The 20,675-nt window shown below is 31.8% G+C and carries 18 protein-coding genes; 10 read left to right on the top strand and 8 right to left on the bottom strand.

Translation table 11 applies throughout. The features are described 5' to 3' along the window. The first annotated feature begins 7 nt into the window (after nt 1–7). From EZS29_RS15265 to EZS29_RS15250, 4 genes are all read left to right on the top strand, one after another. Nucleotides 8–379, top strand: a complete 372-nt coding sequence (locus EZS29_RS15265; protein ID WP_130613093.1) for a hypothetical protein — start codon at nt 8–10, stop codon at nt 377–379. Nucleotides 380–389: 10 nt separating this feature from the next. Further along, nucleotides 390–2,564 carry a type IV secretory system conjugative DNA transfer family protein gene (locus EZS29_RS15260; protein WP_130613090.1) on the top strand — a complete coding sequence of 725 codons (2,175 nt, stop codon included), beginning with the start codon at nt 390–392 and terminating at the stop codon, nt 2,562–2,564. 316 nt (nt 2,565–2,880) lie between these two features. After that, nucleotides 2,881–3,840: a ParM/StbA family protein gene (locus tag EZS29_RS15255; RefSeq protein ID WP_172604003.1), complete on the top strand. Its 960-nt coding sequence runs from the start codon at nt 2,881–2,883 to the stop codon at nt 3,838–3,840. 13 nt (nt 3,841–3,853) lie between these two features. Then, complete coding sequence (locus tag EZS29_RS15250; RefSeq protein WP_130613084.1) at nt 3,854–4,144, top strand: hypothetical protein; 291 nt, start codon at nt 3,854–3,856, stop codon at nt 4,142–4,144. A gap of 52 nt (nt 4,145–4,196) precedes the next feature. Here EZS29_RS15250 and EZS29_RS15245 read toward each other — a convergent pair whose 3' ends face one another. Continuing rightward, nucleotides 4,197–4,763, bottom strand: coding sequence for a hypothetical protein (locus EZS29_RS15245; protein ID WP_130613081.1), 567 nt, complete (start codon nt 4,761–4,763; stop codon nt 4,197–4,199). Nucleotides 4,764–4,939: 176 nt separating this feature from the next. Then, nucleotides 4,940–5,542 (bottom strand): hypothetical protein, encoded by a 603-nt coding sequence (locus tag EZS29_RS15240; protein WP_172604002.1) that lies wholly within the window; start codon nt 5,540–5,542, stop codon nt 4,940–4,942. 1,357 nt (nt 5,543–6,899) lie between these two features. On the opposite strand from EZS29_RS15240, the gene EZS29_RS15235 reads away from it, so the two are divergent. The 5 genes from EZS29_RS15235 (at nt 6,900) to EZS29_RS15215 (ending at nt 13,092) form a co-directional block, all read left to right on the top strand. Then, on the top strand, nt 6,900–8,945 hold the full coding sequence (locus EZS29_RS15235) for a GAF domain-containing hybrid sensor histidine kinase/response regulator (RefSeq protein WP_130613075.1): 2,046 nt from the start codon (nt 6,900–6,902) through the stop codon (nt 8,943–8,945). After that, complete coding sequence (locus EZS29_RS15230) at nt 8,938–9,588, top strand: response regulator transcription factor (protein WP_130613072.1); 651 nt, start codon at nt 8,938–8,940, stop codon at nt 9,586–9,588. Before EZS29_RS15235 ends, EZS29_RS15230 begins: the two co-directional genes overlap by 8 nt. A gap of 249 nt (nt 9,589–9,837) precedes the next feature. Continuing rightward, nucleotides 9,838–10,449 (top strand): recombinase family protein, encoded by a 612-nt coding sequence (locus EZS29_RS15225; protein ID WP_172604001.1) that lies wholly within the window; start codon nt 9,838–9,840, stop codon nt 10,447–10,449. After that, entirely contained in the window at nt 10,446–12,098 is a 1,653-nt protein-coding gene (locus EZS29_RS16155; RefSeq protein WP_130613066.1) for a DDE-type integrase/transposase/recombinase, read from the top strand. The genes EZS29_RS15225 and EZS29_RS16155 overlap by 4 nt, the downstream gene beginning before the upstream one ends. 10 nt (nt 12,099–12,108) lie before the next feature. Then, the gene (locus tag EZS29_RS15215; RefSeq protein ID WP_130613063.1) at nt 12,109–13,092 is read left to right on the top strand and encodes an AAA family ATPase; all 984 of its coding nucleotides are present in this window, start codon (nt 12,109–12,111) and stop codon (nt 13,090–13,092) included. A gap of 240 nt (nt 13,093–13,332) precedes the next feature. On the opposite strand, the gene EZS29_RS15210 is transcribed toward EZS29_RS15215, so the two are convergent. From EZS29_RS15210 to EZS29_RS15200, 3 genes are all read right to left on the bottom strand, one after another. Continuing rightward, complete coding sequence (locus EZS29_RS15210; protein WP_130613060.1) at nt 13,333–13,749, bottom strand: helix-turn-helix domain-containing protein; 417 nt, start codon at nt 13,747–13,749, stop codon at nt 13,333–13,335. A gap of 212 nt (nt 13,750–13,961) precedes the next feature. After that, complete coding sequence (locus EZS29_RS15205) at nt 13,962–14,711, bottom strand: DUF1028 domain-containing protein (protein ID WP_172604000.1); 750 nt, start codon at nt 14,709–14,711, stop codon at nt 13,962–13,964. Nucleotides 14,712–14,790: 79 nt separating this feature from the next. Next, the gene (locus EZS29_RS15200; RefSeq protein ID WP_130613054.1) at nt 14,791–15,357 is read right to left on the bottom strand and encodes a recombinase family protein; all 567 of its coding nucleotides are present in this window, start codon (nt 15,355–15,357) and stop codon (nt 14,791–14,793) included. 249 nt (nt 15,358–15,606) lie between these two features. Here EZS29_RS15200 and EZS29_RS15195 point away from each other — a divergent pair, with 249 nt between their 5' ends. After that, nucleotides 15,607–16,305 (top strand): substrate-binding periplasmic protein, encoded by a 699-nt coding sequence (locus tag EZS29_RS15195; RefSeq protein ID WP_130613052.1) that lies wholly within the window; start codon nt 15,607–15,609, stop codon nt 16,303–16,305. An 87-nt stretch (nt 16,306–16,392) separates the two neighbouring features. On the opposite strand, the gene EZS29_RS15190 is transcribed toward EZS29_RS15195, so the two are convergent. From EZS29_RS15190 to EZS29_RS15180, 3 genes are all read right to left on the bottom strand, one after another. Continuing rightward, nucleotides 16,393–17,151, bottom strand: coding sequence for a hypothetical protein (locus tag EZS29_RS15190; RefSeq protein WP_130613049.1), 759 nt, complete (start codon nt 17,149–17,151; stop codon nt 16,393–16,395). A gap of 242 nt (nt 17,152–17,393) precedes the next feature. After that, on the bottom strand, nt 17,394–18,905 hold the full coding sequence (locus EZS29_RS15185) for a methyl-accepting chemotaxis protein (RefSeq protein WP_130613046.1): 1,512 nt from the start codon (nt 18,903–18,905) through the stop codon (nt 17,394–17,396). 264 nt (nt 18,906–19,169) lie between these two features. Further along, the gene (locus tag EZS29_RS15180; protein ID WP_130613043.1) at nt 19,170–20,654 is read right to left on the bottom strand and encodes a methyl-accepting chemotaxis protein; all 1,485 of its coding nucleotides are present in this window, start codon (nt 20,652–20,654) and stop codon (nt 19,170–19,172) included. Nucleotides 20,655–20,675 lie beyond the last annotated feature (21 nt).

The raw sequence follows: 20,675 nt of genomic DNA, 5'->3' as shown, positions 1-20,675 counted from the left end.
GGTTTTTATGGAAGAAAAAGAAACGACGATTTCGATACGTTTAAACGCAAATGAACGGGACATAATTACAGCTAAAGCATCAAAATTTAGAATGAAGCCCTCTTCTTTTGTCAGAGAATTTGTCATTGAAACAGATCGTTTTGTCACAAATGAAATGAAAATTGAGAATCAAAAGTTACGTGATGAAATCGTTTTTCTCTCAAAAAAAGTAGATAAACTTTCTGAACATTTATCCTCTCTTGCAAGCTATATTGTAAAATCCTCGGTCACAACCTCTATCTATGTTGAAATGGCGAGTACAGAAGAGAAAAAAAGTGCTTATAAAAAAATACTCGACCTTGAAATTGAAGATGCAAAAGCAAAAAAAATAATTAAATAAGGAGCTATCTATGTTGGGTGAAAGCAAAGCCAATCAGATCAACTATGGTACCGTTGTAACAAAATCTAACTTTTTTTTACGCGTTAAAAAAACGATAGAAATAATTTTTCTATCCTTTATGATTACCCTTATTCCATATTTTTTTATTGTAAAATATTCATATAAAGGAGGAATATCTGAATATTTTGGTACAATCTTACATACAGTTGGCTCAAAAATTTTTACGCTCATTACAAATTTAATTCATCCATTTATCAGTTCATTGAACATACCTGTAACAACTTCGCAAGCAAGTGAGGTTGAAAGCATCTATGACAAGATACTTTATGAGCACAACGAATATTTTATTATGACTGTCAGTGCGTACATTTTTGTCTCTACCGTTCTCTCATATTACATGCTTATTTGGATGAAAAAAAAAGGAGAGCAATTGAATGATGGTCAAAGAGTGCGAAGCGATGAAGTCGCTATTACGGATGAAAAAGGACTCATTAAACTTATAAAATCACGTGTGAAGAATAAAAAAAACAACACAGAATTCTCAAAATATGATCTATTTTTCTCTAAAAATCTCAGAATACCATTTATGGATTGGTTCACTCATTTTGCCGTTTGTGGCTCCTCTCGTACGGGGAAATCAAATTTTATCAAGTCAATGCTCACCCAAGCACGCGCCGCAAAAATGAAGGGATGCATTGTGGATGTTGATGGAGATTATTTAGAAATTTTCTATAAACCAGGTGATATAATTTTAAGTTTATATGATGTGAGGAGCATGGCTTGGGATTTCTGGCATGAACCTTCCGTGCCAGCATCGTTCTTTTCAGATGCATTACTATCCCCTGAAAAAGATTCCACAGAGTTTTTTGATACAGCTGGAGGGAAACTATTAGCATCGTTAATTCGACTTTCAAACTCTCATGAGGAATTCTGGAAGATTCTTTGCCTCGACGAAGAAAGCCTTTTAAAACTTTTAGATGACAATAAAGACCCTATTGTTAAAAAATATATTGGTCGCGCAGGATCAGATCAAGGGATTGGTGCAGTCGCTTCGTCAATTAAAAATCTCGATTTTGTGAAATTTTTAAATCACCATCCAAGAACAATTGCAGCAAGTGAAAACAAAGAAATGGAATGGTTTTCATTCTACGAATGGGTGAAAAGAAACGATGACTCCTTTGTTTTTATCATCGCTAAAGACAACGAGTGGGAGGAGTCAAAACCTTTAATTAAGGTTCAAGTTGAAACTTTTGTTTCTGCTATGTTTGAAAGAGGAGAGTCTAGAGACAATATTCCTGTTGTTCTTGTCATGGATGAACTCCATAAAATTGGAAAACTCCAGGTTATGGAACAGCTTCTCAGTCGTGGTTCAAAATTTTATCTAACAGCATTTGCTGGGTACCAAAACAACGCTCAAGTAGAGTCTATTTTTGGCCAAAGCCAAGCTAAATCCATTTTTACAGGGCTCCAAAACCTAGTCGCATTTAAATGCACAGATGCGGAACTTGCTAATCAAATCTCTGAACGACTGGGAAAAATTGAAGTTGAAATCACAGAAGGGAGTATGAGTTCACAAAATAGCGGCAGCAATGTTTCAATCAGAAGTAAAGATAAAAGCAATGTCAGTGCTAACCAAATCATGAGTCTTGAAAAAAATTGTGCTTGGGTTAAACTCGCTTATTATCCTCCATGTTACCTCTCGTTTGATTATGTAAACTACGAAAAAGCAAAAAATGAAGACGGAACAATAGTTCAAAAAACGATTTCAGTTCGTTCAAAAAAGAGTTGGATAGAAGAGGTAAAGCCGCTTGAGTATTACTTCGGTAAAAACGAACTAAAAAAATTAATTGATAGCTATGCAAATTATACACGCTATTCTGACATCGAAAAAGTCGCAACAATTACTGAAATCCTCCGAGAAATTGCTTTCAAAGTGAAGCACAATGAGTACAGTATTGGCGACGTTCGCTATAGTTTTGAAGTCGATGATGAAAATATCACGATTTTAAAAGAAGAAAACGACGAGATCATTTTTAGTAAAGTAATTAAACGCTCTAAGAAAAAAGAGAAGAAGAAGGATAACGCTGAGGAAATTCGTGAAGGTATTCCAGATATCGGCACTACAGATCAGTATTACCCTCAGAATGAAGTGACAATAAATTTACCTGATGATGAATATATTTAGATCAATCCTAGACTACTTTACAGAAGTTAACTAAAAATCTGACCACACCTACTTAAAGCCATAACGTATTAACGTCTATTAAACGTTAATACGTAAGACCTTAAAGACATCAAAGCTATAAAAATTCAAATATATGTTTTTATTGATTTATATTTTCATCCGCTTTAAAAGAAGTCAAAATATAGACGTTAGTACTTAAAGCCTAAAATACGTATAGCCGTCTATTGACAGAATTTTCATATAAATTTACTATTTTATAGCCGTTATGTATTATCGGCTTTTCGTCCTTTATACGTTTATTCATGAGGAGTTTGCTATGAAGTCTATTTCAATCGATTCGGGTTCGTCATATCTTAAGCTTTATACAATTCTAGATGGCAAGGAAATTGAATTTTCTGAAGCCTCCCTTATTGAAGAAGTACCAGAGCATTCACAACTTAAAAGTAAGATAAATGTAGATGGAAAATGGTACGTAGCTGGTCGCATAGCTGAATTACAGAAAACAAATTTCCAAGAAAATCCTGAACTCGGAGAATTCCACGGTAGTTTAAAGCAATCCATACAATGGATGCATGCCTTTGAAAGCAAAGGTCTCACTGGTGATTACGAAACTTTGATACTCTCGTTGCCTTATGATGAATTTGCTAAATCAGACCTTAGAAAGTCTCTAAAATCAAAAACAAGGTATGAATGGTTAAATGCAAAAAATGAGCATAGATCTATCACTTTTAAATCAATCGAAATTGTCCCCCAAGGAGTCGGTGCCCTTGAATTATATAAAAAAGAAAGAGGTAATGACTTACCAGAGTCATTAACTCTCGTGGACATTGGAAGCTGTACAACCGACGTTGTTTCTGTCATCTGGGATGATGTTGATGAAGCATATATCTATAAAGAAAAAGGATGCACTTCAATTAAAGACATTTCAACCTCTGTCTTTATCAGAAAACTCAGCGATAAAATCAATGAAAAAAGATCTCTGAAAATCCGTATTGGATACCATGAACTTGCAAAAGCTATTAATAAACAACGTTTTGAACTGCAAATCGGCAGTGAAAAAATAGAGTTCAAAGAGCATTACGAAAACCTTCGTAAAGAATTTACAGAATCTCTTGCTGAGAAATTAAAAAATTTATTAGGCGATGCTTGGCGCTCTACACAAAATACAATCCTTACTGGTGGAGGAGAAAACTTCATACTTCCGTGGGATTGCGAAAGAAGAACTGCTAGGATGGACATATTTGCGAATGTCAAAGGCCAATTTATGATGGTATAGGATTGGAACAAATATGAAAATTGATTTACGTTTCACACTCGACACTGAAAATGAAGAACAAAGAAAAGCTCTGAGTTTTTATAACTCGTTGCGCCGCAAAAACAGAGTAGATATTTTTGTTGAATTAACCCGAAAATTTTGGGATAAAGAGATTATCGATGGCGGAGAAAGTATCCTCTTAAGTCAAGATAATAAAGAATTGAATAATATTCCAAAATCTCCCACACAAAACTTACCTGCTTCTAATAATGGTAATTTAAAAGAAGCTAATACGACTAAAAAGAAGAATCCGCTGTTTGGATAAAACAATTGATTCTTCTTTTAAGATTTATTTTATATAAAATTTAGTATAATCATTAAATATATAAAACAAATTCATTAATTAACTTTTCAAAACTTGTAAGGCCCTTTTCTGAAGAATAAATTGGGGGATAAAGCTTTGAGGCACAGCTTACATCAGGCCAAGTATCAAATCCTTTAAAAAAACTATCTAATATTTCATTTCTGCATTTTTCCCCTTCATAAAATTTATCCTCATAAAATTCTGAATAATCCACTGAAAATGAAAATGGTGCATGCGCTAAGTTTTCTAAGCTTAAAACCAGTTTGTTGCTTTCTGGAAATTGCTTACTTAAATTTTGAGCAAAAGCAGGAGTAGTGGATGTATCAGCGTCTCCATAGACTATAATTGTTTTAAAATTTGATTTTTTAAAATCTATTTTATTATATTTATCAATATTATATTTTGGGAAGGAAGAACATCTTTCATTTTGAATATCAATAAATCCATAATCATTTTTACTAGAATAGTTATCTCTTGTCATTTCATTACAAAGAATATTATAATGCAAATAAGTTGAATATCCATACTTACCTGTAAGGGCTCGCTTTAATCCGGGGGTCGGGATCACAATCAAAGACAAATTGGGTTCATATTAAATGCGAATATAAAATCCCTCAGGCTCACTTTAAATGCGACTGGGCTCATTCGCAATGCATGCGGGATCGCAATCATAAACATAGGCTCACATTAAATGCGATTGAAAAAGTACAGATAATGTGAGAATTTGGAAAGGCAGGTAAAATACTTTAATTAATATTATGTCTTGCCACATATCATACGTACACCGTTTAAAGCTGTGTCGTCACCATTAAAGCGTTGTTTTTCAACTCTTGTAATAAGTCCTAGAATGACTTGCCCTGTTGGACAGTAATAAAAGTTACTCCAATTACCCCAATGAGTCTTCGTTTCAGCATGTGCAATCGAATTGTCATTACAGACAAACATTAAATCATTTGCTGCCGTATCATCTCCACCATCTTGTTTAGGTTCAATTTGAATTGCAAATCCTTTTACAGGTCCATTGCAAGAAGCTGGTTTAAGCCATGAACCCCATTTTGATATTGAGCTTGTAGCTCTAGCTCCACCTGAACAATGAAGAAGAATGCCATTTAAAGTAGTATCATCACTGTTAATTTGTTCTTCTTCTGATAATAGAGAATAGCCATCTACATATTGCCCTAAAGGACATCTATCATAATAGCCCCAGTCACCCCAAAATCCATCCGTTTCAGGATAATATCCAGGAACGGACGGAATTATTCCCTGATTTGTATCAAGCTGCTTAGAGTTTTCAGCATAAGCATAAGTAGATGTGGAAAATAGAGTTAATAATAATTTAGCTTGTAAACGAAAATTCATTTTTACTACCCTTTCAAGAATTGTCATATTAAAAATTTAGAGCCTGTTGATAATTTTTTCAAAATAAGTTGCAAGACCAATGAATTTTTTCGATTGGTAAAAAAAGTGACTTGCTTTAAACAGCTATTTTTTAAATTTATTAACTTGGCTTATTCGGTCTTTTTATCGGACATATTTGTTGAATTCCCTTTATTAAAATTTGTTAATTTTTAGATTCCCTGTTGTAACTTTTAATAACAAAATGAATTTCAGCTTCACTAATTTGCATAAATTTTGGAGAAGATTTTAATTCGTAAATAATACCTCCTATTAGAATATAATTAATATGAATCTATTATACATTTTATAAAAAATATATATTTTTTATTTATCATAAATAATTTTTTTTAAGGCATACATGCCTTTTAAGATTATTCTTTTTCTTACTTAAATCAAAATTTTCAACAGGCCCTAAAATGGAAAATATATTTTAGAATTTAATTTGTCAATATGTTATAAAATAATTTTAATTACTTGAGTATAATATTGTATCATAATAAGAACTAAAATTATAGTATAAATTTGAATAATATTATAATTTTAAATAATAAAATATAAAGTATAAATCTTTCTTTATATTTATTCAATTTGAGGTACCGATCAGAATTGAGATAAAATTATATCAGAAGTGCTTCATGACCATCTGATAATCGGGATCACAATCAAAAGCAGACTGTTCTTAAATTACATGCGAATGAAAAATTATAAAATTGAAAGATCTTTTATTGGTATAGATATCCAATGCTTTATTCTTAAATCAGAAAGTACATAGAAAATTTAAAATGTCATTTAATTTTTTACAAAGATGTTCATACATCAGTTATTTTATAAAAATTTAAGATTAATTAAACATTTATAAAATAACTATCATTTATTTATTTTATAATTTATAATGATTTTGGTAAATGCATTATATTTTTACTATATTCACAAAGAAAGATTATAATGAATAAATTTCCAATATGTATTAATTTCGACACAGCTTTTAGTTGTGGTAAGGAAATAATTGATAAAAATTTAGAGGTAAATCTTTTTTATGATCCAATTAAGGGTCGCTATATACAAGTTGATGTAATTGCAAGAGTATTTCGACTAAGTTGTAGCAATTATTTGGTACCTAAAACTTCATATTATCCAGTTGCATATAAAAATTGGGAGATTTATTAATATTCTATCATAAGCCACATTTTAAATAAATATTTTTACATAACCTTAAATAACATTCATAAATATAACTGATTTTTATAAAAAAATATAAATATTTAAAAATACCATCCGAAAACCGATATGGAAAAAGTAATAACAAAAAGGAGCTCTTGTGAAAATAGCCCCATTACCAAGCGATGAAAAAGAACGTTTGGTAAAACTAGAAAACTACCGTATTCTTGATAGTATTCCTGAGCAAGACTTTGATGATCTTACTTTTCTTGCTTCTCATATTTGCAAAGTTCCAATTGCTTTGATCTCACTTGTTGATAAAAATCGACAATGGTTTAAATCAAAAATAGGGCTTAATGCTTCTGAAACTTCAAGGGACCTTGCTTTTTGCTCACATGCAATTTTACAGGAAGAGGTTTTTATTATTCCTGATTCTTTAAAAGATGAGCGTTTTCATGATAATCCTCTAGCCACAGGAGCTCCAAATGTAAGGTTTTATGCAGGTGCACCCTTACAAACTTCATCAGGGCATCGCATTGGTACTCTTTGCGTAATTGATAATATACCACGCGACTTAACTTTAGAACAAATTAAAGCCCTGCAAGCTCTTGCAAGGCAAGTCATTAGCCAACTTGAACTCAGACTTTCAACAGCAAATGCAGAGAATGCTATAAAAACAAAATCAGCCTTTTTTGCAAACATAAGCCATGAAATTCGTACTCCGATGAATGGAATTATTGGTATGACGAATTTACTCTTAGATGCCTTAGTCAAACCAGCTAATATTGATAAGTTAAAAATCATACAAAATTGCAGCAATTCATTACTTGATCTTATTAATGATATACTCGATTTTTCAAAGCTTGAAGTGGATAAAGTCGAACTCGAAATAAACCCATTTTCCTTACAATCCTTAGTGAAAGAAATAGTAGAACTTCTTAATGTTAAGGCTTCTGAAAAAGGAATTACACTTTCTTATCAACATAATTCCTCAATTCCATTAGTCTTAATTGGTGACAGAATGCGTATTCGACAAATCCTAATGAATCTTGTTTCTAATGCGCTCAAATTTACTGCAAAGGGGAATATAGAAATTTTATCACAAGCTATTTTAATTGATGTAAAAAAGTGGAAAATTTCCTTGTCAGTAAGAGACTCTGGAATTGGCATTTCTGAAGATGTAATAAATAAACTCTTTGTTTCTTTTTCACAGGCGGATGCATCAACGACTCGTAAGTATGGTGGATCTGGATTAGGTTTAGCAATAAGCAAAAGGTTATGTGAAAAAATGGGTGGAACAATTTGGGTTGAAAGCAGTGTTGGTAAAGGTTCAACATTTTCGTTTACATTTATTGCTGAAGAAGGAAATGCTTCGCAAATTGATTTAAGTGAAAACCCTACTCCTATATTTGATCCCAAAATGGGCTTAAAACTCCCCTTAAGTATATTAATTGCAGAAGATAACCATACCAATCAACTTGTTGTTTCTGGTTTTCTAGCTAAACTTGGATATCAAGCTGCTATAGTAAATAATGGTAAAGAAGTTTTAGAAAGTTTGGAGCACAATTCCTATGATTTGATTTTGATGGATTGTCATATGCCAGAAATGGATGGGTTTGAAGCTACAAAAGAAATTCTATTAAAATATAAAGATTCAAAAATTCCTAGAATTATTGCACTTACAGCTAGTGCAATGAAAGAAGATATTGAACAGTGTTTTGCGAGTGGAATGAATGGCTTTTTAGGTAAGCCCATAACTATGCCTTCATTAATAGATATTATAAATAGATGCACATCAAATCAAACTCCACTTGAGATTGAAAACACCAAATTGACTGAAATAAAATCAACCCCAACGTCATTTAATAAAAAAGCGTTTTTAGGGAATTACTTAGGTATGGAAGATTTTTCAACAACAGTTATAATGGATTTTTTGATTGCAATTCCTAAACTTGTTTCCGCTGTCGAGACTTCTCTGCAAAATAAAGATCCTTATGCACTTGAGATCGCAGCCCATACGTTAGTAGGCGCACTTTCTAATTTTTTTGCAGAATCTGCAATTTCACTCGCTAAGAAACTGGAGAAAATGGGTCATGATAAAAGCATCGATAATTCAATGGAAATATTTCAAGAGTTGAGTTCTAAAATTTCGATACTTAAATATGAGCTTAGAGAACTCATAAATAAAGAAGATATATATGAGTGATAAAACAATTCTTATTATCGATGATTGTGATTTTGAACGCAGCATTTTAGTTAAAGGCCTTAAGTTAAAGGGAGGTTATTCACTGATTGAAGCAAAGAGTGGAGAGGAATGCCTTGAACTTATTTCTCAAACTAAAATCAGTATTATTCTAATGGATATAATCATGCCTGGAATCTTAGGCTCAGAAGTTCTTAAAAAAATCCGTATAAAGTTTAATCCGATAGAGCTACCTGTTATTATGATTACTTCTAAATCAGAAACCTCAGATATTATTGATTGCCTCCAAAATGGAGCTAATGATTATATTACAAAACCAATAAATTTAGATATAGCTATGTCAAGAATTTCTATCCACTTAAAAATTACAGAGTTATCTAATGAAATGGCAAAATTAAAAGAAATTGCATCTTTGAACGCTGTAATTACGACATATAATCATGAAATCAACAATGCTCTTTCCATTGCTATAAGTTGTTTTAACGGTAAAATTATTGAAAGTGAAGTTAAAGTTGAAAAATTATTAAATACTCTTTGGAGAATTGCTGATATTGTAAAGAAAATAAAAATTGCTTCTGAAAAAAAAGAGATCGAATATGAAGATTATACTGAGTCTAGTAAAATGCTTAAAATTCATGAAAGTTAATTTATATCTAATATCGTGTTAACTAATTTCAAATTTAAAAATAGATGGTATAATTATAATATTAATTAAGTGAGTAACTATTTTATCTAAAATTTGCGTCTAATGTATTCATAATATCAAAGAAAATTATATTTTGGAAAATCGTGCAAAGAAGTATCTTTGACTACAATCAAGAGTACTTGTTTTCATACCCTGAATTTACTAGACTTTTTATGTCCGAAAAACCCTGTCCAAAAAATGAGGGCAAAAATGAGGATTTATGGTTACGCCCGTATTTCAACTTCTGATCAAAACCTGTCCCTCCAAATCCATGCTCTGGAAGCAGCAGGTGTTCACGAAGTTATTTCGGAAGTTGCTACAGGTAAGAGCATGGAAAGGCCGCAGCTCAAATTACTTTTAGCTAAGTTGCAAAAAGGCGATACTCTGCTTGTTTATCGACTCGATAGATTAGGAAGAACACTTTCTGGAATCATGAAGACTCTTGAAGAACTTACCCAAAGGAAAATTGCATACAGATCCCTTTCTGAACCAGCTATTGATTCTACAAAAGACGATCATTTTAGCCAAGCTATGGTTGGAATTATGGCGGTATTTGCCCAATTAGAAAGGGATATCATTTGCGAAAGGGTGAGAGAAGGCGTTGCGATTGCAAAAGCTCAAGGAAAAATGAAAGGCAGAGGTCGACCCAAAGCCTTAGGAGAGCTTGATGTTAACTCACTAATGATTGAGTCTCGTAAAGGAGAGAGGACAGTAAGCGATCTATGTAAAAAATTCCGCATATCGAGAAGCACTTATTATGATATAATAAAAAATAATCATTTTTTTAAAGCTTCAAATAAAAATTTAGCGGGGCTTTCATGAACCGGAAACCAATCCCTCAAGAAGCCATAATCAACCTACGGAAACACCTTGACAGCCTTCCTTTAAAGTCCCCAGGGAGAAGCGCATTTATAGAAGAAATGGCTAAATTATATGGAGTAACTCCGAGTACAATATATCGCCAGCTTTCCCGATCTTCACGCCCAAATTCAGTAAACCGAAAAGATAGGGGAACTCCTCGCAACATTGATAAAGAGGAAATGCTTAAATATTGTGAAATCATTGCTGCCGTAAAAATCAGGAATACTAATAAAAAGGAAAGAAATGTATCGACAGCATCTGCAATCTTACTTTTAGAATCAGGGATCCAGCACGGTAATGAAACGATAAAAATTTCAAAAGGCTTATTAAAAAAAGCGACTGTGAACAGGTTTCTTGCCCAATTGGGGTTAGATAAAACAGGACTTGATCTTCAGAAGCCTGTAACGAGATTCCAAGCCAAACACTCAAATGAATGCTGGCAATTCGATTTAAGCCAATCCGACCTTAAATACTTAGACATAATGCCAGATTGGGTAGATCCAAAGCATGGCAAGGCAATATTAATGCTTTATAGCGTAGTTGATGACAGAAGTGGTGTTTCCTATCAAGAATATCATGTCGTATATGGAGAAGATGTTATTGCCGCATTAATGTTTCTTTTTAACGCTATGTCAAAAAAAGAAAATGATAATTTTCCTTTTCAAGGTATTCCAAAAATTATCTATATGGACAATGGACCAATTGCAAAAAGTGCGGTTTTTCAACGTGCGATGCAAAACCTAGGTGTTGAAATGAGATGTCATATGCCTCGAAACACGGATGGCAGAAGGGTTACCGCCAGATCTAAAGGAAAAGTTGAAAGGCCATTCCGAACAGTCAAAGAACTTCATGAAACTTTATACCATTTCCACAAACCAAAAGATGAAAAAGAAGCAAACAAATGGCTTTTTCCATTTTTAATTCGCTATTCACAGATGCCTCATAGAAGTCAGGAATGTACACGCATTGAGGACTGGATTAAAAATATTCCAGAAGAAGGTATTCGCCAAATGTGTACATGGGAACGCTTTTCTTCTCTCGTTAGAGAGCCTGTTGAGAGGACTGTAAATTCTGATTGTACTATTTCCCTTGATGGTGTTGTTTATTCTGTTGACCATGAGTTTATGGGTAAAACTGTAATTGTTTGGAATGGAATGTTTGAAAGTGATATTTTCATAGAGTTTGAAGGAGCAAAATATGGTCCCTTCCAACAAACAGGGGCTCCTTTACAATTAAATAAATATAGATCATATAAGAAAACGGAAGCCGAAAAAAGAATTGATAAAATAGAAAAGATAGCAAATGAGCTATCTATACCAAGGGAAACTATGGATACAATCCATCTTCGCCCAAATAATGAAACGAAAAGTTTCCCTTCAGACACTATCCGTATGCGCCCCTTTGCCGATCCTGACCCATTTTATGAAATACGTTTCCCTTCAGAATATGCCGCAAGAAAGTTCATTGCGCATACCATAGGTATTCCTTTGGGGAAATTACCACAGGAAAAATTAAATGATCTTCATAGCTTCTTGTCAAAGACCTTGGAAAAAGACAAAATCTTGGAATGGATTCAACAGGAGCTAAATCTAAGGCAAGCAAGTTCATGAGGATATAAAAATGATAATTGAAATGATGCAGTATTACGGCCTAACAAAAGAACTGAAAAATGCAGGATATTTTGTGGATGAAAGCTATGGGCCAATGTTTGAAGATCTTAAAAAATATATGCCTTCGGGCGATCTTATTGCCTTAACCGGTCCAATTGGGGTGGGAAAAACAAGCTCACTGCATAAAATAATGATCGATTTAGAAAAAGAGGGGAATATTCTTGTTGTATCTAGCCTCTCGATTGATAAAAATAAGGTTAATTTAAATACTTTAATTGATGCTATGGTAGCAGATCTTGCAGATGAAGAAACTATCACCCTCCATAAACGTACTGAGCTGCGAATGAGGCAAATACAAAAGTTGATAACAAGACGTAATGTACCAGTGGCTATATTCATCGATGAAGCCCATGATTTACCAATGCAAACCCTTATTGAACTCAAACGCTTAATGGAACTTATTTCAAAAGCTGGAGGAAGGCTTGCCATTGTCCTTGTAGGACATCCACGATTGAAATTTGAACTCCACAGGGCATCTATGCAAGAAATAGGGATGCGGACCCAGCATGTCATCATGAAAGGGATTGATGGTTGCGAGGAAAAGTTTTTTGATTGGATGCTTTCTTCTTGCCTTGAGTCAAATGTTAAAGTCTCTGACATTTTTACTCCAGGAGCGAGAAAGACCATTATCTCAAAGCTTAAAACCCCATTAGAAATGGAATGCTACACTTGGAGGGTTTTGTCAGAGGGATATTTAACTGCTGAAAAACCTATTTCAGAAAGTACGGTTTGTGATGTTATTGGAAAGAATTTTGATTCTCTAGAATCCCGTTTAACTCGCCAAGGTTATCCAATTGGACGCTTATCAGAGAGCATTGGAGTATCCGTTTCTGAAATTAAAGATTATCAGAAGGGAAGATTGCCAGCGGGAAGGGCTCATGAAATAGATGATGAGCTTACCCAACTTGGAATTGCAATCGGAGCAACCAGATAAAAGCATGTTTTCAAAACATTTTTTTAATCGCATTTAATGTGAGCCTATGTTTATGATTGCGATCCCGCATGCATTGCGAATGAGCCCAGTCGCATTTAAAGTGAGCCTGAGGGATTTTATATTCGCATTTAATATGAGCCCAATTTGTCTTTGATTGTGATCCCGACCCTCGCCTGTTCGCGAGCCGCTACAGGTAAAGATTAGACACAAAGATACCGCTTTAATTAAATTTTTAGATGTTTATAAACGTCTAATTTTTTTGATGTTAAGCTCAACTTCATATCCAAGTGCTTTTAATATATCAAAAAATTTTGTCAATGTTGGCTCAATAGTTGGGACTTCGTATTGGGAATATGAAGTCCTTGAAACATTGAGTTTATCTGCAATCTTATATTGAGATACTTTTTCCTTATTTCTTAACGATTTAAAAACAAATGCTGAAAATAAGGACATATTTATAAATTTAATCTGAAATGTTGAAGCATCTGCATTGTCATTCACTTCAAAAAAGTTTTGCTTTTTATCTAATTGCTTAATTGATTCTCTTATGTTTTGAAAAAGTTCTGCTTTATTAGAAGCCGCTACATTAAAATTTAATTCTTTAATATAAGCGATCCAGATATTTGATTCTTCGCCATAAGTTCCTGAAATTATCATAAGCACCTCCAATTTTATAAATATAGACGTTTATAAACGTCTAGTCAAACAAAATAATTTTAAATTCTTAAAGGTCTTTCTTCATTTTGTGATAAAAGGGAGCTTAAAACGCCTTAAAACGATTTTTTAAAATTATCATTGATAATATTGAATAACTTTAGTTTTAGTAGATTATATTTTGTAAAAGATCAAAACTAGAAGGTAAGTTTAAGTCAGATGTTTTTTTCAAACTGAAAATTTCTTATCAGAACATTTTTTTTGAATTCAGCAAATATTTTTTCTTCTTTACTGTTTGTTTTAGGTGAAATTTGTTTTCCGTCTCTTTGAGGAAAAAATGGAATAATTTGATAAAAACTTCTAATAAAATTAGCAACTTTTTCTTCTAAACTTTTAACTGGATTTATATCATCATCAATATTTACTTTAATGATAGGATAATCATTTTTAATAGAATACACATGCAGTCCGGCCGATTGTCTGCCTCTGATATCTGCTTCTGTTGAATCACCCATTTTAAGAGCATGAAGTAGTTTTAAATAAAGAGATTTTTCATTTGATTTTTCAAATGTATCTTTCATTATGTTTAAAGTATTTAGATCTTCTAAAGTATTTCCGCACGCTATAAAGTTTTTTCCAATAATGTGTCCTTTAACACCATTACCTAGATTTTCTCCAGTAAAACAGGTCATTAGCCCGCAATTTGAAATAATTGCAATTTGTCTTTTTTGAATTAGTTCATCCGAATCCTTTAATTTAGCGATAATTTCACTTGGAGAAGATCCTTCTTTTAAAAAATTTATCGATTTTAAACCATTGTAAGGATTGCAGGATCCTTGTGCCGCGATTACACCTGCGGATCCATCACCGAAAGCAAAATATTCACCAACGCAAGGGATAGCTGAACAAATTGCTATTCCGAATTCCTTATTTTCATGGTCATATCCTAAGATGTCATTTTCCATAGTGGATGTCCAAATTTCCAAAGAGGATGTCATTTTTGAAATATCTGAACAAGATCAACGCCCTTTGGTTTAAATGATTTTATGAAGCTTCAGAGTGAGTATGAGCTGGCAGCCAGCGATACAGAGTAGGAATAGAAACTCCCAAACTCATTGCCACATCTTTTGGAGGGGTTCCACTGCTTAATAATTTTTTTGCAGATTCTAGCTTATTTGGAGTCATTCTTCTTTTCCTGCCACCAATTCTACCCCGTTCCTTTGCGGCTTTTAACCCAGCTTTTGTTCGCTCAATAATAAGTTCCCGTTCCATCTGAGCGAGAGCTGCCATTGTATGAAAGAAGAATCGTCCAGATGGGGTTGATGTGTCGATATTATCAGTGAGGCTTTTAAATTCGATTTTTTTAGCTTCAAGATCTTTTACAAAATCAATTAGGTCTTTGATGTTTCTTCCAAGTCGATCTAATTTCCAAACGATAAAAGTATCGCCTTCTCTTAACTGCTCAAGAGATTTTTCCAATCCAGGTCGTGCAGAACGACTTCCGCTTGCCTTATCCACAAAAATTTTGTTGCAACCCGATTTTTGTAATGCTTTTTCTTGCAAATCTAAATTTTGGTCTAGCGTTGAAACCCTTGCATATCCAATAAGCATTTTATAGCTTCTCCTTCTCAAAACTCATCTGAAGCTATCAGAACAAGAATTTAGAATCAAGAATGGTTATTGAGAAAGAAGTTTTCAAATGAAATTGCGATCTAAATTTTTATATAGAAACATTCTCAAAAACGGTCGTTTATAAGAATATAGAGGTCTTTTAAAAAGAAACTAAAAAAAATTTTATTACATCAAAAATATTTCTATGCTACTATTTAGAAGGATATTAAGCAGTATATAGGATTTTAAATGTCATACAAAAGATCTATAATTATCATTTGTACAATATATTCAACTTCAGTTTCTCCAAAAAGCTTAATTGTTAATACTCAAGAATGGCCTCCATATCAATATTTTCAAGGAAATAAATTAGAAGGCTCCGCAACGAAGGTTGTAGAATGTGTTTTAAAAAAAATGAACTTGAATTATCAAATTAAAGTTTTACCATGGAAAAGAGCACAAGAAGAAGTTAAATTAGGTCAAGCTCAAGCTTTTTTTTCAGCAGGAATAACTGATGAACGAAATAGCTACGCAGTTCCAACTAAAAAAATAGAAAGTTATAAATGGTATTGGTATTTAAAAAGTAATTCTTCTTTTAATCCTAATTTAAAAGAGTTTAAAGAAAAAGCTGAAGTTGCTGCAAAATTAGGAACAGGACCAGAAACATTTTTAATCGAACAAAAATATAATCTTGTTTCATCACCAAAAGATATTAGCAATCTCTTTGATATGTTAGAGGCAAAGCGATTTGATGCATTCCTTTCTCCAAAAGAACCCGCAACTGATGAGATGAAGAAACGAAATTGGAATAAGAGCAAATTCAAAATAATTTTTCATTCTGAAAATCCACTGGTATTCTATTTTTCTAAAAAATTTATTTTGAATAATAAAAAAGTAGTGAACCAATTTAACTCATTTATAAAAGAATGTTCTATTATAATACCTTAAGAAGAGCTTTGAAAATCAAATTGGTTTATTAAAAAACAATCTTTTGACCCATAGAGCGACAACTTTGAATGAGGAGATACGATTATTTTATTTTTTTCCATTTACTAATGTATCAATATTATTTACAGAGTTTTGAAGTCTTTCAAATTCTTCAATCAATTTTTTTTCCGAAATTGATCTCATGATTATAGATTCTTGATTATTTTTAGATACTCTCTCCATTTGTAATATTGATTGTGAAATATTTTTAAGATTATATTCTTGCTTACGGATAGCATCTGATATTTCTCGAATTTTTTCAGATAATTTTTCAATATTTTTTGTGTTAGTATAAAATGAATCTTGAGAATTATTTGTACCAGATGAAGAATTTGTGGTTCTTCTTATTTTTAGAAATAATAAAACATTTATTAATAATACCATGATTAATGTTGCAATATAAAAATTATTAATAATGGAATAATATCTTGCTTGTTTTAAAGCTTTCACTCCTTGAACGTAATTGAAGTCAATTTCTTTCGCAATTGATTCTGCAAGTAGGGAAGATATTGCCTTTGTTTCTAAGTTGAAATGACTAAATGCTTCATGTGGCTTTTTTTCTATTACCTTTAAATCTTTCTCTATATTATCTTTGTAAGATGTCCATAAATTATAAACTTCTTTAGTAAACGTTTCTTCTCTACCAATTATCATCAAATTTTTTTTATAATTTTCAAGGTTATCATGAAATTTGTTATGCATGTTAACTAATGCCTTTTTATCCTCTTCTAATATTTCATTTCCATCAATGAATGTTGAGAAAATTGATCGATTTTTATCAGAAATCTGAAAAAAATCATAAAGCAATCTACTTTGAGTTTTTACACTTGGGAGCCAATTTTTTTCAGTTTCATTTGAATAATATTGGATTTTATTATTTAAATAAATAAATAATATTATCGAAAAAATTGATAAAATAAGAAAAAAACCATAATATATATAGTGACTTTTATATAAACTTTTCTTTGTCATATTAAAAACCCTTATTAATTTTTTAATTATAAATATGAGTATCGATAACTTTTCTATTTTTTAAATATTTTATCAATTTAAGATTCTCCTTTTATAAGAAATCCAATATAATTTGCTGTCGAATCTAATTTCTCACTTTGGCTGATAAGATCGGAAGAAGATTCTGAGGTAGAATTCACTGCAGTTTGACTTTTCTGAGTTGCTTTATCTATATTAGACATTGCTAATGATATTTGCCTAATTCCAATTTCTTGTTCTCGTGTTGCATCAGATATTTGTTGGATTACACTTGCCATATTTGAGATATCAGCAGATATTTCATGAAAAGACTCTTGGGCTTCAGCAGTAACTTTTTTTCCACTGTTTACTCTTTCTTTTGTAAGTCCAAGAATTTTATTCACTTGTTCTTGGCTTGTTGTAATAAGAGCTTGAATATCTTGAGCAGATTTTCCACTTACTTTTGCTAAATTACCTACCTCCTCTGCCACAACTGCAAATCCTTTCCCATATTCACCGGCTCTAGCAGATTCAATAGAAGCATTTAAAGAAAGCAGTTCTGTTTTAGAAACTATGTCATTTATTACTGCTGTTTTCGTATTGATTTGATTAATAATTTCTGCAATATTCTGTAATTCATTATTTGATTCTTGTATCGTCTCCATTGCGGTTACAAGCATCTGCATAGTTTTTTGCCCTGACTCTGTTTTAGCAGATGCACTTGTTGCTACATTAGTCGATTCTTTTGCATTTTCAGCTGTTCTATTAACCATACTTGTTATTTCATTTATAGCAGCACTCGTCTCATGAATTGAAGCAGCTTGTTCACTCACAGATTCAGATAATATATTAGAGCCTTTTTTTAGAGAGGAAGCAATTTCTGCAGTAGAAATGCTCTGATTTTTTAAATTTTCAAACGCTATACTTAATGAACCAGTTGTATTTCTAATGATATTGAAAATTAATATAGCAATAAAGATTGAAGATCCTATAATACAGGACATTGTAATATTTGTGATTGTCGTTAAATGCTTCCCTTTTTCTGTTGATTTAACACCACCATTGTAATTATATATTGCAAGCTTTTTTACTGCAGATTCTAAATCTGCCGCTGCTATTCTTGCTTTTGAAAGGACAAATTTTAAAGCTTCAGCTTTTTTTCCTTGTTGATTAATATCAAGCCCTTCCCTAGCAGCGTTATCGTAAATTTTCCATTTTGTAAAAACATCATCTAAAAGAGCTTGTTCTTCAGGACTGCTTACTAGTTTCTTATGTTTTTCAAGATTAGCCTCAATATTTTGTCCATATTTATCTAAAGCTTTTATATCTTCAGCTTTAGTTTTTTTATCATCATCACCAGTATTTATCAAAGAAGTGCTTAATAATCCAAGGATTCTTCTTGCATATTTACTAACCCCTTCACTCATTTCACTTGTAGATAAAACACTAGGCAACCAGCTTTCTCCTGTTTCGAGAGCGTAAGATTGAGTTTTATTGATCATAAATATAGTATATAGTGCAGCTGCTAAGATGAGTGTTAATAAAATTACTATTGATATATTTAATTTATATGACAAACTTTTCTTAGACATAGCACATCCTAATTTGATAAGAAAAAGTAGGTTCAAATTGATATATTAAGCATTAGTATTACAAAAAATTTTACATTGTTATTAAATTTATTAAAATTGCAAAATTGACGCACTGGGAATTTATTTGCGATATTTATGAAAATATAAAATGTTTTTTAATTGAGAAAAAATATCAAAGGTGATGACTGTATCACAAAAACTCTGAAAATGTATCTTGAATTATAAATTAATATAATATTATATAGTTATTCTTGGAGCAAGAAGTTATGCTTTCTTTTCTCCAAAAACAATATCTTCCGTTTTAGAAGTGATGGATTTCAAATCACGGCTTATCTCTAATATTTTAGATGAAGAAAGTACAGATTTTTCAGCGTTTTTCAAATTATTTATAGCTGAAATATCAATTTTTGTCATTGCTTCTGATATTTGTTTTAGACCAATTTCCTGTTCTCTAGTCGCTTCTGTGATCTGGCTCATTTGAATTTGAATATCATTTACATCTTTTATAATTTTATTAAATATGTTTGATACTTCTTCAGTTTTAAGCTGCCCTTCAGATACTCTAGACAAGGTTAATTCTAGAATATTTTTAACATTCTCTCTACTTTTTTCAAGAAGTTCGCTGATTTCTTTTGACGACTTTCCACTCGTCTTAGCTAAATTACCTACCTCTTCAGCTACAACAGCAAATCCTTTACCATATTCTCCAGCTCTTGCAGATTCAATAGATGCATTCAATGAAAGTAATTCTGTTTTCGTAACAATATCATTTATAACAACAGCTTTATTTTCAATTTGCGTAATTATTGCTTCAATTTCTGTGAGTTTTTTACTCGCTTCTTGAATTGATGCCATTGACGCAACCATGTCTTTTACTGCATGATTGCCTAATTCAGTTTGCTTATTTATTGTTTTAGATAAATTTTCTGAATTCAATGTGAGACTAGAAGTCCTTGAAATCATACTTGTTACTTCAGATATTGCTGCTGCCGTTTCTTGAATTGAGCTTGCCTGTTCTCTTGAGGATTTTCCAACTTCCTCACTCATTATTGTTAATTGAGTAGATTCTTCATTCATTTTTAATGATGATTTTTTCAGTAGATTTGTGAGCAAAGATAGTGGTACTGAAATAAAATTAGCTATTTTAACTCCTCCGAACATTAAAAAAATGGTAATAATTGAAGTAATTATACCAATTACCATGATGTTCTTAGACTTTTGTCTATCCACATCATCTATATAAATACCAGTTCCAATGTACCATTTCCATTCAGGGATTGGGACTAAATAAGTAAGTTTTGGAAACTCTCCAGTGAAACCTGGCTTTGATGTATAATAAGATAAAAATTCTGGGCCATTATTTTTTAATGATATTTCAACAAATTTATGATATTGTTGTGAATTTTGAATAACGCCATCATCTTTAGGCCGCTTAGGGTTTACAATCTGTCTCCTGTCATAGTCACCTATAAAATAATAATTATCTCCATCATATCTTACAGCATTTAATATCATTTTAACTCTTGATACAGCTTCTTCATGCGATATTTTACCTTCTTTTTCTAATTTTACGAACTCAAAAATTAAAGAAGCAAAAGAATCACTAAGATTTTTAATTTGAGTTCTCTTTTCATTCATGAGTCTATTTATGGAATCATTTCCTATAAATATTAATGATATTGAAAATAGAATTAATATAAAAATATTCCAATAAATCATTTTTCTCTTAATACTAAAATTATTTAACATAATTCTCCCTGAGATGAAATT

Origin of the sequence: Fluviispira sanaruensis (assembly GCF_004295685.1) — a bacterium.
Lineage (GTDB): Bacteria > Bdellovibrionota_B > Oligoflexia > Silvanigrellales > Silvanigrellaceae > Silvanigrella > Silvanigrella sanaruensis.
The sequence above is the reverse complement of the archived record's forward strand: the minus strand, read 5'-3'. Positions and strand labels throughout refer to the sequence as shown.

Bases quoted from the DNA above. Each gene is read 5' to 3' on its own strand.
- EZS29_RS15255 (WP_172604003.1), top strand. From the start codon at position 2,881: ATGAAGTCTATTTCAATCGATTCGGGTTCGTCATATCTTAAGCTTTAT.
- EZS29_RS16155 (WP_130613066.1), top strand. From the start codon at position 10,446: ATGAACCGGAAACCAATCCCTCAAGAAGCCATAATCAACCTACGGAAA.
- EZS29_RS15225 (WP_172604001.1), top strand. From the start codon at position 9,838: ATGAGGATTTATGGTTACGCCCGTATTTCAACTTCTGATCAAAACCTG.
- EZS29_RS15180 (WP_130613043.1), bottom strand. From the start codon at position 20,654: ATGTTAAATAATTTTAGTATTAAGAGAAAAATGATTTATTGGAATATT.
- EZS29_RS15230 (WP_130613072.1), top strand. From the start codon at position 8,938: ATGAGTGATAAAACAATTCTTATTATCGATGATTGTGATTTTGAACGC.
- EZS29_RS15205 (WP_172604000.1), bottom strand. From the start codon at position 14,711: ATGGAAAATGACATCTTAGGATATGACCATGAAAATAAGGAATTCGGA.
- EZS29_RS15250 (WP_130613084.1), top strand. From the start codon at position 3,854: ATGAAAATTGATTTACGTTTCACACTCGACACTGAAAATGAAGAACAA.
- EZS29_RS15200 (WP_130613054.1), bottom strand. From the start codon at position 15,357: ATGCTTATTGGATATGCAAGGGTTTCAACGCTAGACCAAAATTTAGAT.
- EZS29_RS15260 (WP_130613090.1), top strand. From the start codon at position 390: ATGTTGGGTGAAAGCAAAGCCAATCAGATCAACTATGGTACCGTTGTA.
- EZS29_RS15240 (WP_172604002.1), bottom strand. From the start codon at position 5,542: ATGAATTTTCGTTTACAAGCTAAATTATTATTAACTCTATTTTCCACA.
- EZS29_RS15265 (WP_130613093.1), top strand. From the start codon at position 8: ATGGAAGAAAAAGAAACGACGATTTCGATACGTTTAAACGCAAATGAA.
- EZS29_RS15210 (WP_130613060.1), bottom strand. From the start codon at position 13,749: ATGATAATTTCAGGAACTTATGGCGAAGAATCAAATATCTGGATCGCT.
- EZS29_RS15185 (WP_130613046.1), bottom strand. From the start codon at position 18,905: ATGTCTAAGAAAAGTTTGTCATATAAATTAAATATATCAATAGTAATT.
- EZS29_RS15215 (WP_130613063.1), top strand. From the start codon at position 12,109: ATGATAATTGAAATGATGCAGTATTACGGCCTAACAAAAGAACTGAAA.
- EZS29_RS15195 (WP_130613052.1), top strand. From the start codon at position 15,607: ATGTCATACAAAAGATCTATAATTATCATTTGTACAATATATTCAACT.